Genomic DNA, 12625 nt, shown 5'->3' on the forward strand with positions numbered 1-12625 from the left:
CGGTAGCCCCGCTCTTTTTCAAGAGGGGTGTCAGATTAAGTCGAGACTTCTACACTTTATAAAATTGGTGTGCAGAAATTACATCCATACCTTCTCCAATTCGTATCATCTGAACTATGGATCGGCAGCAGCCTTTCGCAATAGGCGCCTAAGGGCAATTCAACTCTATAGCCTCAGCAAGCACTCGATTATAGCGTTCGGCAAACTCAGCCGCGATTGGTTGAAGTCCAATGATCTCATCGCTGCATAGCACGTCCGAAGTGCCCGGCATCGGCATGGTTGACGCGGCATTGAACAAACACTTGAACTCACCAGGATGGGCACCAAGGCCAGGAAACGTGGCCGTATAACCCATCATCGCAAAGAATCGAGGGCGTTCTACGTCGAACCTTCAGCTGAGCACGTTTAAAATGCTTCGCCGGAACTGTAGGCCTGCTCGAGCGTCTGCTTCTGGCCGATTGCTGCCTTTCGCGAGAGGCAGCTATGGGTCGATAGCTGCCGGTCGTCAAAGGCAGCTAATGCGACTAATAACGTAATAACGGGACAGATTTATTTCCCATAACCTGAATGCCCGCTTCTGGCCAGAGGCAGCCGTCATCAAACAACTGCACTCACCCAAAACGGACAGAAAACTACTCTGACAGGCCCCTACCGTAAAACTCACAAACCCAGCGCCAACGTTGCAAGCTTCGCCACCTCAAGCGGGGTAGTCGGGTCAAGGTCGTCTTCGAGCATCCAGGCAGCCGACAAGCCGGTCCACGCGAGCACCCATTGCAATAACCTGCGGTGATCAATGTCGCCGGCCTGTCTCACGATTTCGATCCGACGCGCAAAGCAACCTGGCGCCAAAGCGCTTTGGCTATCGGGATTGCAGAAAATATTCGCGAAATCAAAACCGCGCTCACCGTACAGTCCCTTAGGGTCGATAGCGAGCCAGCCCTTAGGGCCGAAGTCCAATACATTGGCGTGGTGGATGTCACCATGCAGTACCCCGACGTCGCGCGGGGCATCCAGGAGTTCGCGAGCGGTTTTTGCAGATTGTTCAAAGATTCCGCGGTGGGTTGCCGCTGCGCTCCACAGGGCTTCAAACCGTTGCAGCAGTGGAACTAAAGCAGGAGCCGGTTTTGTACGTGGCGTGTGAAGGCGGCCGGCCACAGCACAGAGAATGCGAGTAGCCTCATCATCCTGGCCGCCGTTCACCATGTGCATGAGTGAGCGCGCGCCGCTCGCGCGTTCCATAAGCAAGGCTTCGCCATCCTGCGCCAACACGGGCGCTGCTCCCTGACCGTCCCACCAAGCCATGAGCCGATTGCCCGCTTGCTCTTCTGGCTCTTGCGAGATTTTGAGCATGGCTGGCGTGCCGTGGTAGCGAACAGGAAGTAGATTGCCATTCAGCGAGGTGAAAGCATCACCGTCGATGGTCAGCTCCCATCGTTTCAAATATTGATCAAACATAAGGGCATCAACTTTTCGCTTTGGCTGGAGCAATCATTATGAAGGCTTGAGGCATAAGACTGAATGTCGGCTTTATCCTCGGCGTAGCATCTTGCCGATGCTCGCCTGCGGTAGCCGAGGGTGGGTTTGCGCGTATTAGCGTCTGATCAATTGCAAAGTGAGCGGACAGGGCTGAACGACCCGTAACCTCATATTAGTGCTGAGCCGCGTTTACATTCCAGGCTTTCACCTAAGCCACGGATCATCTCCATCAATGCCTTCACTCGCAGCGGCAAATTTCCGGCCGGGTACACCGCGTGCATCTGTGGGCTCTCACCGCTGCTGGAGGTGAGCTTGTACTCAGGACAAACCCGGAACAGGCGGCCCGCTTCCACTTCGGGCTCCGCCATCCAATCCGCCAAGCGGGCGATCCCGACGCCCGCCAGGGCTGCCTGGAATACCGCCAGACCGGAGCTGAAACGGAATTTTGGATGAACCCGAAAGCTGATGGCCTGCTCCTCACTGCGAAAATTCCACTCCTTGAGAATCCGCGGCGCCGTATGCAGGATCAGCGAATGCGCCTCCAGTGCCTCGATGGAGTCGGGCATGCCGTTGCGCTCCAGGTAGCCGGGGCTGGCATACAGATAACGTGAGTAACTCCAGAGCGCAAAGCCGATCAAGTCGCTGGATTGTGGAAACGCGCCGCGAATCGAGAAGTCCAGCTTGCTCTTGGCCGGGTCGATGATCTCATCGGTGAAAATCACATCGATGTTAACGTCTGGATAACGCTCGCAGTATTGCGCGATCAACCGGGGCAATACCCCGTGTCCGAGAAACTCGGGGGCGGAAAAACGGATCCAGCCGGAGGCCAGGCCGCTGAGACCGGCCAGGTCTTCATCCACCTCACGTTGCAGTTCGAGCATTTTGTATGCGTGGGGCAATAAGCATTCACCCGCTTCGGTCAAGCTCACGGCATTGGAGGAGCGATTGAATAACTTGAGCCCCACACTTTCCTCCAGGGCTTGAACGGCACGGGTCAGTGCGCTGGGGGAGCGCCCCAGCGTCCGTGCCGCGGCGACGAAGCTGCGCTTGCGAGCCACGGTCGCGAAGGCTTCAAGTTCCCCCAACATATTCAATGCCATTCTCCACCTCATTGCATTTTTCACAACGCGGCATTGCAACACAAAAACGGCCCTTCCGTTAACCTTCCCGTTCAACCCACAAGGATGGGGCAAACAGGAGCGCAAGGACGTGTCGAAACTGGATGAAGTAATCGGGAAAGCCGCAACGGGTGTTGATGAAGTAGTTCATGAATGGCTGGAAAAAAAATCAGTGACTTCGACCCGACGGGAGATACCGCAAATTCATCTGTCGCTCGAAGAACAACGCACACTTCAGGCCGGTCTGGCATCGCTGGACGTGACCGATAGCGCCTCGGGTATCCGCCACATGCCGGCCCTGGGACTGTTGCTGGAAAGTGCCCTGTGCACCGAGAAAATCCAGCAGCTACGCAATTTTCCACAGGCCCCTGAAGTGGCGATGATCGTCAGGGGGCTGCCGCTGGACCCGCAACTGCCCGCCACGCCCTATGACCTGGAGCCGGGTATCGAGAACTTGTCGATTCTGGCCGGGGCTATTTTGTCCGTGCTGCAAACTCTGCAAACCCGTCCGCTGGCGTACGAGGGTGAAAGCAGCGACACAGTGTTCCGTCACGTATCGCCCAAGCACAAGCGAGAGACCGAAAAGAGCTCCTATGGCTCGCGCGCGGATCTGGACATGCATGTCGACAATCCTCACCTGCCTTTGACCTGCGAACCCGTCTCGCAGTTGTCGGCCTGTCCGGAGTACCTGTCCCTGACCGGCCTGCGCTGCGAGCTCGACGTGCCGACGCGCATCGTCGCCATTGACGAGGTGCTGGCCATTCTGCCGGCCTACGTCGAAGAAGAATTGTCACGACCGAACTTCACCGTTCGCCGACCGGCCTCCTTCGGCAAACAGGGGAATGTGCTGGAAAACGTCCCCTTGCTGTACAGAAGCGCAACCGATGGCCTGTATTGCCGCTACAACAAAGCGAGTGTCGAAGCGACCTCGGCCAATGCGCAGTTTGCCCTCCAACTGTTCGCCGCCGTCGCCAATCATCCCGATGTCGTGCACCACATACTGCTGCAGCCAGGGGACATGCTGATCTTCAAGAACCAGCAAACCCTGCATGCCCGGGATGGTTTTACACCCCGCTACGACGGCCGTGATCGCTGGATGTTGCGTGTCTTCGGGGTCAATGATCCGGCACGCGTGGTGCCGCTGGACCCTCATCAACCCTACATAGTCAGAGCCTGATTTCATGGTCGATATTGTCATCCTTTGCGTGTTCGCCTTCGCCGCCGGCCTGATCGATGCGGCGGTGGGCGGCGGCGGACTGATCCAGATTCCCGCGCTATTCAACGTGCTACCCAGCGCTCAACCGGCGGCGCTGCTGGGTACCAATAAGGTCGCGGCCGCCTGCGGCACTGCATTCGCGGCCCGGTCCTTCGTGCGCAAGGTGGTGATCGACTGGGGTCTTGTGATCCCCGCCGCCTGCGCGGCTTTTGTCATGGCCTTCTTCGGAGCCGCCACGGTGTCGTTTGTACCCCAGTCGATGATCCGGCCGGCGGTGCTGGTGTTGATTGTACTGATGGCGATCTACACCTTCTGGAAAAAGGATTTCGGCGCCCTGCACAAACCCATGCGCATCGGTACCAAGGAAAAACTGCTGGCGATCGTCATCGGCGGCGCCATCGGTTTCTACGATGGTCTGTTCGGTCCCGGCACTGGCAGCTTCCTGATCTTCCTGTTTATCCGCTGCTTCGCCTTCGACTTTCTTCATGCCTCGGCATCGGCCAAGCTCGTGAACATCGCGACCAACGTCGCGGCACTGATGTTCTTCATTCCGACGGGTAACGTGCTCTACCTGATCGCAATCCCCATGGCGGCATTCAACATCCTGGGCGCGCTCACTGGCACCTGGCTGGCGGTTCACAAAGGCGTGCCTTTTGTCCGGGCTCTATTCCTGGTGTTACTGGTGATTCTGATCAGCAAACTGTCCTACGACCTGCTCCTGTAAACCAGAGGAAAACTACATGCATCCCATGTTCGATCGCCTCGTTGCACTACTCGATGCCCGCTCAGCCTCCTACCGGGTGTTGATGCACGATGCCGAGGGCCAGTCGGCACGCGTCGCCGAAATCCGTGGCACCGAGCCCGGCCAAGGCGCGAAGGCCATGCTTTGCTCCCTCAAGGGGCAGGCCGGACCCTATGCACTGGTGATATTGCCGGGCGACCAGAAGCTGGACATGAAGAAAGTCGGAGCAGCCCTGGGCGGGAAAAAAGCCGAGCTGGTGAAGGCCGAAACCGCCATGGAACTGACCGGGTGCCGGATCGGTGCCATCCCTCCTTTTGTTTTCGATGAGCGGATTCAATTGATCGTCGATCCGGCCTTGACCACGGGCTACGCTGAAATAGCCTTCAACGCGGGGCGACTGGATGCGTCGATGGTGCTCGATACGCAGGATTACCTGGCGATTGCCATGCCTCGATTGCTGGATATCAGCCAGGCCTGAGCAGAGGTTTTCACATACGTATCTAGTCCTGAGGTCCGCAATCGGCCAAACGCATCCGTTTACATCGATAGGGGTCATGCAGCAACGTAGACAAGAACCGGCTGGAGGCAAGTGAGCGGCGGTGCCGAATCAAGCATGTCGGTAGATTCACACCATGGATAGCTGCGACCTTGAAGCCAATCCATTATCTTGCGCATATGTTGGGAAGGGCACTCCAGCATGTGCTCGATAGTAATGGACAGTTGAATGGCCAGGCCGCTTTGCGGTGAAAAGACCCAATGATATTCCCCGCAGCCTACACGTAACTCTCCAGTCGCTTTTGTTGACATACCAACCAGCCATTTGCACTTATGAACATTTGCCTCGGGCTCTGGAGGGGCACCGAAGCAGAATGTGTAAACGTTCTCATATTGCAGGCTAAAGCTGCGTACGAGTACTTCAGCAATATCTTCGCGCCCTTGGACGTTGGGAGGAAACAGGATGGTGTTTGTCTGCACTAGCACGTTAAGCGTTGCGTCTGGGCTGAAAGCATGTTGCAACAGGTCAGGCCGATTTCCGTCCTTGCCGAAGATGTAGCTTTCAATCGCTTTGCTGGCATTTTTCATGCACAAATCCTAGTGCTGTCACAGGTTGGCTAATCGGGATTGCGCGCGGATTATGGGTTAACCGAAACTTCCCCCTGCGCGGACTTTGGTACATCAAACACTTTATCGAAGACCCACTGAAACGCCAGCGCGTAAAAGAAGAAGAAAACGAACAGCCCCAGATCGGTGACCAGTGCAGCCCACCAAGAAATCTCCAGCCACCATGCCACCAGTGGTACCAACAGTAGAACTAGCCCGCCCTCAAAACCCAGTGAGTGGAGTAAACGCCTGCCCAACGTGCGAGCACGCTGTGGCTGATGCGCTTCCCAGCATTCAAAAGCGTAGTTAAACAGCACGTTCCACAGCAGCGCGCATACAGATAACATCAACGACAGCGCACCCGCATGGGCCAGGCCTTCGTCGTATATCAACGAGATGCTGGGCGATAGCACCGCAACAGCGATTGATTCATAGAGGATGGCTTGAAGAATTTTTCGCGAAGGTCCTTGCATGGTGTTTTCCCAAGGGTGGGTAGATCGAATACCTGCGACGGTATCGCTGCGTACACACCAAGAAAAATGAGATAAATTGAATGCTCATCAATTCAATTCATCTAGGGAACGAAGCGTGTTTTCCACTCTTGCGCTTAACGCGCTGCGCACCTTCGAGTCGGCTGCGCGACTGGGTAGTTTTAAAGCGGCAGCTGAGGAGCTATCTGTCACCCCCGCGGCCATTTCCCACCAGGTCAAGGCGTTGGAAGCCCGCCTCGGAGCGATGCTGTTCAAGCGATCTGGACAAGGTGTGGCATTGACCGAAGAGGGCGAGTTGCTCTATCGCCAGACTCATCGCGCCTTATTAGACATTCGCCGCAGCCTGGAGGCTTTCTATCCGGACACTGTTCCCCAAACCCTGACCATTTCCACTACGCCGGGCTTGGCGGCAGCCTGGCTGATTCCACGGCTGGGTGGTTTCTATCGGAGCTTTCCACACGTCAATGTGCGGGTCGATACGCGTAACGAACTAGTCGATCTGCTGCGTGATTCCAGCATCGATCTTGCTATTCGCTCGGTCAGCCGCGATGACCCGAAGTTGTTCTGTCAGGCGCTAATGAACGAGCAATTCTCGGTTTACGGCGCCCCAAGTCTGGTGGCCTCGCTGAATGTAAATCAGATCGAACTGATCAACCTGCACTGGAAAATCCCGGGAGCATTTTCAATCAACTGGGAAAGCTGGTGCGCGGCCGCAGAATGCCAGGCCTGGCTCGAAACGGCGCAGATGCGTGAGTTCGACGATGAGCATTTTGCTTTGAGCGCTGCGATTGCGGGTCATGGGCTGGTGCTGGCAAGCAATGTACTGGTAGCCGACAGCCTCAGGGATGGAGAATTAGTGGCCTATAGACCAGAAATAAGCCTGCCTGGTCCACGTTACGTTGCGGTGTGCGTGCCAGGACGGGAGCGGCAGGTGCATGTGAGTGCGTTCCTGATGTGGCTGGCAGGTGCCGCTCTACAGGATGGGTGACGATACTTGTTTGCTGCCCCTTGCGACCGGCAGTAATCGACCCAAAGCTGACTTTGGTGACAGGTAGAGATCGGCCAAAAGCAGCTCCTCAATTCAGGGGCGTTTTCGTCCGAAAAAACACCATTCAGAGATGTCTGAAAGAGGACGCGCAGGCACCTACCTCAAGGACGATGCAGCCCTGTTGCATCCCGCCAGTACAAGGTTTGTTCAAACTGAAAGCTAATAAGAAAGAAGGCCGAACACGACTGAGATATGGACTGAGCGATTTTATCCAAATCTTCCATAGCCGACTCCCCCTCTGGTTCGGGCCCTTTAATTCTGATGGTGCAACGCATCGCGACAGGGAAGTCGATACCCATTGTATTCTCAGCATAAATCGTAGGGTCATCGAGTACGTCATTGGTACTCAATTTAAGTCCCGAGGTAAATTCAGCGTATAGCCCATTTCCTGCGACCTCTATTTCCCAAGCACCAGCATTCGCAAGTGCTTTGCTCAGCGTCGAAATTGTGAGCGTACTATCAGCTTCCAAGCACAGATCAAGACTCATGAATCCTCCCTTTTCCTTGGCTGCACACTAGCACCAAAATTTTTGAGTGCGATCTTCTCGACAGTGTATTTGGCTAGCGGTTTGAATGTCTGCTTTTGGCCGACAGACGTCTATCATGGCAGGCAGAAACCGCTAGTTAGGAGCCATTTGGTGTGGTGTGTAAGAATTTACCGCCTTTAGCTTCAACTGCAGAGCGAACTGCCGCAGCATCTGATTTCGAGCCAATAAATGCAAGTTGCAACTTAGGGAGCATGCTTGATGTGTTACTTAAAGCTGCAATAGCTGAGTTGGCTGCAAAAGAACTATTGGTTCCTGAGATGGCGACACGAACATCAGCTTTGCTTGCAGGGGCAATTATTTGGTGAATGTTTGAAACAATTGGAGATTCTAAACCTGCACTTCCGATAAGAGCGGATGCCATAGCTCCGGAGATGCCGTTATTCGCTGCGGGAACCCAAACTAAATTGAATTTTTGTTGCTCAAATAAAATTGCCGCAGATTGTGCGGCTTGCTGTGGCGATTGGCTCCCAGTTGTCACGCATCCTACTAGTGCAAATAACAAAATTGTGAGTGCCGAGATAAGTTTCATAATTGCTCCTAAATATTTATTAGGCGACGGTTCTGTCGCAGAATCGTTGAGTGTATGTTGTATAGCTTTCCATCGCCACACATAACCAATTGACCATCATAAAAGGTGATTTTGTAAGCGCGACAATACAACGTAAGAGCGCGACAGTGATGGGTGCATCATTGCTGATGCATTAGTAGACTGCCCACCGTCCGCTTCTGTCCGGTTTCTGCCTTTTGTGGCGGGCTTCAACCGGCCAGAGGCAAGCATTCGAAAATTTTACGAAGCCGGGGGGGCGTTCACTCATTCATAACGAACAGCCCGTTGGTCGGTCCGCTGCAGGCGGCGGTCGAACTCGATTGATGGTACCGAACTAATCATCCGCTCAAGATTTTTTGGCACGCCGATGAGGTCGCTTGCAGTATCTGGACCGAAGAAGCGAGGCTGGACTAGAATAGAAAAAATCTAGCAACTGAGTTTCGCAGAAGCCTTGATCATGACGATTTAGTGGGCGCCAATAATATGATTTAAAGGGGGGTGGTTGTGAATGTAGTTGATGATTTAAAGGTTAAGTATCCCGGAGCTATTGCATGGCAATTTGGGGATACTCCAGAAATGGCCGATGAGCTGGCTGAGCTTGTTGTTAACGGAATAAAAACAGCCGGGTGTAGCTCGCTCTCGTCATTCAAGCATGAAGAAGAATCACCAACTATTGGCGGTTACAGCATCATCCTCAACAGCAAGGGAGAACCTGTATGTGTCATTAGAGTTATTTTGATGCGTATCATTCGTTACTGCGACGTAGATCAAGATCTTGCAAGGAAGGAAGGCGAAGGGGATCTCAGTCTTAGGTACTGGATGCAGGGGCATAAAGATTTTTTCCAAAGAGAGGGCTCGTTTGACGAGTCTATGGAGCTTGTGGCAGAAGAATTTGAGTTGATGGAGGTATTGTAAAAGACAAGGTTCTCGAACTAACTGTTTTTAGCATGTAAGTGCTTGGAGTAGCTTGTCTTTATCTAGTGGTAATATTCGTTTTTGGCCGATCGCTGCCTGTCGCAAGGTGCTTCAATCGACCCAAAGCAACCCTTGATGTATGTTTGTTGCCGCCAAACGTTATTGGCATTCATGGAGGAGTCTGACTGATGGCACGTGTGGGATTGATACTGACCCCCGGTTTTGCGGACTGGGAATATGCGTTCATTGCTGGAACTGCGTCCCCGTTTTACGGGATCGATGTCAGGTTTTTCGCTTCTACTACGGGGCAGTTCTGCTCGCAGGGTGGATTGACTGTAACGGTTGATAGCAGTTTGCAACAATGTTTGGACTGGAAACCGGACGTTGTCGTCGTCATTGGCGGAATGATCTGGGAAAGTGCAGAAGCACCGGATATTCGAGACTTTCTTCATGCCAGCCGTGCAAATGGAGCGACACTTGCCGGTATTTGTGGGGGAACGCTGGCACTTGCTAGGTCCGGGCTTCTCGACACGGTGCCTCATACCTCGAACAGCGCTGACTTCTTAAAGCAAAATGCCGTAGGTTATGAAGGGCGCACGCTTTATCGAAATAGCCCAGTCGCTGTGGTTGCAGACCGCATCATAACGGCTTCGGGCCCTGCACCTGTTAGCTTCACCTGCGCAGTGTTCAAAGGTGCCGGGCTATCTTCAGAGATCATTTCTCAGTTCAGGTCAATGTTGGCTGCGGAACATCGGTGACCGCTTCGTCTTGCAAAACAACCGATCCAGATGATGTGTTCGAGTGGCCACTCTTGGCCGAAAACTGCCCCCTCATCCCCATACCGGTCTACCATGCCACCCCGACAGCGGCCAAGCGCGCTATCGGCCCCAAGCCCTCAAGGTATCGCCAATGACCACGCTATCGCGCAACACACCATCCCTCACTTCATCCGAGGTGTCGCAATGAGCATCGACCAGATCAGCCTGCCCAAGGGTGTTGGCCCGCACGCTGCCAAATTGCTGGACGCGATCACCGGTGCCAGCACCCTTGAAGACTTGAACCGCGCAGGCGGTAAGGCTGAGGGTTTTGTGTTGGGGCTGGAGTCCAGCAAGGCCATCAAAAGCCAAATTGCCGAGTCGTTGTATGTGGCGTATGACGATGCGGCGAGTCATCGGGCTGGTGAGTTGAAGGGCTAGCTGGTGCAGGGCGTTTCGCGGTCGAGGCGTTTGGCTGTGTCGCTCAGCGGGTGAATGGCCAGCAAGGCGCTGCGGCTATGCTTTTCACAGCGTCAGACTTAATAACCACCCCAGTCCGCCGCTTCCCACAACCACCAGCCACGGTGGCAGTTTCCAGAGCATCAGCGCCATCAGGGCGATCAACGCCAGGCCCAGGTCTTGTGCGGTGAATATCGCGCTGGTCCACACCGGCTGGTACAGCGCCGCCAGTAACAAACCCACCACCGCAGCGTTCACACCGGCCAGTGCGGCTTGTGTGCGGGGGCTTTGGCGTAGGTTTTCCCAGAAGGGCAAGACGCCGAATATCAGTAAAAACGACGGCGCGAAGATTGCCAGCAACGCGATCAGGCCACCCCACCAGGGGTTGATGGCGGCGCCGAGGAAGGCGGCGAAGCTGAACAGCGGACCGGGTACGGCTTGGGCGGCGCCGTAGCCTGCGAGGAACAGGTCGTTGCTCACCCATTGGCGCGGCACTACTTCGGCTTGCAGCAACGGCAGTACTACGTGGCCGCCGCCGAATACCAGCGAGCCGGTGCGGTAGAACGCGTCTATCAGGGCCAAGGCGAGGTTGGGCAGTGCTTGGGCGAGGAGCGGCAGGCCCACCAGTAATATCAGGAACACCACCAGCCACATCGCGCCCATGGGACGGCGGATTGGGATTGGCAGGGGGTCGTGGGCGGTGCCGCATGCAGGTTTGAAGAGCAGCAGGCCAACTACGCCCGCGCTGGCAATGATGGCCACCTGGGCCCAGGTAAATGGAAGCAGCAGGGCGGCGGCGGTCGCCAGTAGCATCAGGCTGATGCGGCCCGCGCCGCGGCACAGGTTGCGCGCCATGCCCCACACCGCCTGGGCGACCACGGCCACGGCCACCACCTTGAGACCGTGCAGCGCGCCGGCCGGGATGGCCGAGCCGTGCTGGGTAAGGCCCAGGGCAAACAGGATCAGGAGCAAGGCCGACGGCAAGGTAAAACCGACCCAGGCCGCGACTGCACCGCCGTAGCCAGCGCGTGCCAGGCCCAGGGCGATGCCGACCTGGCTGCTGGCCGGGCCGGGGAGGAACTGGCAGAGGGCGACCAGGTCTGCGTAGCTGCGCTCGGTCAGCCAGCGGCGCCGGGTGACGAATTCGTCGCAAAAATAACCCAGGTGCGCGATGGGGCCGCCGAAGGAGGTCAGGCCCAGGCGCAGGAAGATCAGGAAAACCGACCAGGTGCTGCTGCGGTGATCAGTGGGGGAATTGGCCACGAGTAGAGTTCTCTGGGGCGGATGAGATCGGGGCTTTTACCTCACCCCGCCGCACGGTGCAGTTTTTTCACCCGGTACATATCACCATCGGCATGGCTGAGCAGGGTGTCGGCGTCTTCGCCATCGGCGGGGTACAACGCTACGCCGATGCTGCATGACGGCATGGTTACCCCGCCAAATTCAGCACCCAGGGGGGCGGCCATGACAGCAAGGATCTGTTGCACTTTTTCGGTCACGGCGTCTTCTGACTGCAGGTCTGTCAGCAGCACGGTAAATTCATCACCGCCCATGCGCGCGACGGTGTCGGTTTCGCGCACGCAGCCTTCCAGGCGCCGGGCAATTTCACACAGTACGCGGTCGCCGGCGGCATGCCCGTAACCGTCGTTGATACCTTTGAAGTCGTTGAGGTCGAGGAACAGCAACGCCAGGCTGCTGCTGTGTCGGCGTGCCCGATGCAGGGCCGAGTCCAGGCGATCGCTGAACAGCGAGCGGTTGGTCAGGGCGGTTAGCGGGTCGTGGTGGGCGAGGAAGCGCAGTTCTGTCTCGGCCTGGGTGAGGGCCGTTATGTCCCGTGCCACACCGATCCGCGCACCGACGTCCTCGGACCAGAAAGCCGCCCACAGGATATGCACCACCCCACCATCCTTGCGGATGTAGCGGTTGCGAAAGTCCACATGGGGCTGGCCGTTCATCACCCGGATAATCGAGGCCCGGGTGGCCGCCAGGTCTTCAGGGTGCATGTAGTCGGTGATCACGGTTCCGGTCAGCTCTTCGGGTCGATAACCGAGCAGCGTCTCGCAGGCATCACTGACAAATGCAATCTGGTTGTCCCGGTCGACCACGAAAACCGTGTCCAGCATCAGGTGGATCAGTTTGGGATACAGCGCTTGTAGGTCGACGGGCATAGGTCAGGGCGGTCCAGGTCAAAAACGCCCTGATCATATCC

15 protein-coding genes are annotated in these 12625 nt (G+C 56.0%); 7 read left to right on the forward strand and 8 right to left on the reverse strand.

Annotated elements, in window-relative coordinates:
- Nucleotides 1–660: 660 nt before the first annotated feature.
- Both KL786_RS23470 and KL786_RS23475 read right to left on the reverse strand, forming a co-directional pair.
- Complete coding sequence (locus KL786_RS23470; protein ID WP_215519136.1) at nt 661–1455, reverse strand: aminoglycoside phosphotransferase family protein; 795 nt, start codon at nt 1453–1455, stop codon at nt 661–663.
- Between the two features lie 188 nt (nt 1456–1643).
- Nucleotides 1644–2576, reverse strand: coding sequence for a LysR family transcriptional regulator (locus KL786_RS23475; RefSeq protein ID WP_215519137.1), 933 nt, complete (start codon nt 2574–2576; stop codon nt 1644–1646).
- 109 nt (nt 2577–2685) lie between these two features.
- On the opposite strand from KL786_RS23475, the gene KL786_RS23480 reads away from it, so the two are divergent.
- The 3 genes from KL786_RS23480 to KL786_RS23490 are packed head-to-tail and all read left to right on the forward strand — an operon-like array spanning nt 2686 to nt 5030.
- The gene (locus KL786_RS23480; protein WP_215519138.1) at nt 2686–3771 is read left to right on the forward strand and encodes a TauD/TfdA family dioxygenase; all 1086 of its coding nucleotides are present in this window, start codon (nt 2686–2688) and stop codon (nt 3769–3771) included.
- A 4-nt stretch (nt 3772–3775) separates the two neighbouring features.
- Entirely contained in the window at nt 3776–4534 is a 759-nt protein-coding gene (locus tag KL786_RS23485) for a sulfite exporter TauE/SafE family protein (protein WP_032859412.1), read from the forward strand.
- A gap of 16 nt (nt 4535–4550) precedes the next feature.
- On the forward strand, nt 4551–5030 hold the full coding sequence (locus KL786_RS23490) for a YbaK/prolyl-tRNA synthetase associated domain-containing protein (RefSeq protein ID WP_016964635.1): 480 nt from the start codon (nt 4551–4553) through the stop codon (nt 5028–5030).
- Nucleotides 5031–5104: 74 nt separating this feature from the next.
- On the opposite strand, the gene KL786_RS23495 is transcribed toward KL786_RS23490, so the two are convergent.
- Together KL786_RS23495 and KL786_RS23500 are read right to left on the reverse strand one after the other, a co-directional pair.
- Nucleotides 5105–5635, reverse strand: coding sequence for a hypothetical protein (locus tag KL786_RS23495; RefSeq protein WP_215519139.1), 531 nt, complete (start codon nt 5633–5635; stop codon nt 5105–5107).
- Nucleotides 5636–5685: 50 nt separating this feature from the next.
- Nucleotides 5686–6126 (reverse strand): PACE efflux transporter, encoded by a 441-nt coding sequence (locus tag KL786_RS23500; RefSeq protein WP_215519140.1) that lies wholly within the window; start codon nt 6124–6126, stop codon nt 5686–5688.
- Nucleotides 6127–6241: 115 nt separating this feature from the next.
- On the opposite strand from KL786_RS23500, the gene KL786_RS23505 reads away from it, so the two are divergent.
- Nucleotides 6242–7132, forward strand: coding sequence for a LysR substrate-binding domain-containing protein (locus tag KL786_RS23505; protein WP_215519141.1), 891 nt, complete (start codon nt 6242–6244; stop codon nt 7130–7132).
- A gap of 161 nt (nt 7133–7293) precedes the next feature.
- On the opposite strand, the gene KL786_RS23510 is transcribed toward KL786_RS23505, so the two are convergent.
- Both KL786_RS23510 and KL786_RS23515 read right to left on the reverse strand, forming a co-directional pair.
- Nucleotides 7294–7680, reverse strand: a complete 387-nt coding sequence (locus KL786_RS23510; RefSeq protein ID WP_215519142.1) for a hypothetical protein — start codon at nt 7678–7680, stop codon at nt 7294–7296.
- 136 nt (nt 7681–7816) lie between these two features.
- Entirely contained in the window at nt 7817–8269 is a 453-nt protein-coding gene (locus KL786_RS23515) for a hypothetical protein (RefSeq protein WP_215519143.1), read from the reverse strand.
- A 522-nt stretch (nt 8270–8791) separates the two neighbouring features.
- Between KL786_RS23515 and KL786_RS23520 the strand changes: the two genes are divergently transcribed.
- The 3 genes from KL786_RS23520 (at nt 8792) to KL786_RS23530 (ending at nt 10398) form a co-directional block, all read left to right on the forward strand.
- On the forward strand, nt 8792–9202 hold the full coding sequence (locus tag KL786_RS23520; protein ID WP_314388499.1) for an ASCH domain-containing protein: 411 nt from the start codon (nt 8792–8794) through the stop codon (nt 9200–9202).
- Between the two features lie 188 nt (nt 9203–9390).
- A complete protein-coding gene (locus KL786_RS23525) occupies nt 9391–9960 on the forward strand; it encodes a DJ-1/PfpI family protein (RefSeq protein ID WP_215519144.1) in 570 nt (189 codons plus the stop codon).
- Nucleotides 9961–10164: 204 nt separating this feature from the next.
- Complete coding sequence (locus KL786_RS23530; protein WP_032859424.1) at nt 10165–10398, forward strand: hypothetical protein; 234 nt, start codon at nt 10165–10167, stop codon at nt 10396–10398.
- 84 nt (nt 10399–10482) lie between these two features.
- Here KL786_RS23530 and chrA read toward each other — a convergent pair whose 3' ends face one another.
- Both chrA and KL786_RS29910 read right to left on the reverse strand, forming a co-directional pair.
- On the reverse strand, nt 10483–11679 hold the full coding sequence (chrA, locus tag KL786_RS23535; RefSeq protein ID WP_215519145.1) for a chromate efflux transporter: 1197 nt from the start codon (nt 11677–11679) through the stop codon (nt 10483–10485).
- A 41-nt stretch (nt 11680–11720) separates the two neighbouring features.
- Nucleotides 11721–12584, reverse strand: a complete 864-nt coding sequence (locus KL786_RS29910) for a GGDEF domain-containing protein (protein WP_215519146.1) — start codon at nt 12582–12584, stop codon at nt 11721–11723.
- Nucleotides 12585–12625: the final 41 nt, after the last annotated feature.

This window comes from Pseudomonas sp. TAE6080 (assembly GCF_018732265.1).
In the GTDB taxonomy this organism is placed as follows: domain Bacteria; phylum Pseudomonadota; class Gammaproteobacteria; order Pseudomonadales; family Pseudomonadaceae; genus Aquipseudomonas; species Aquipseudomonas brenneri.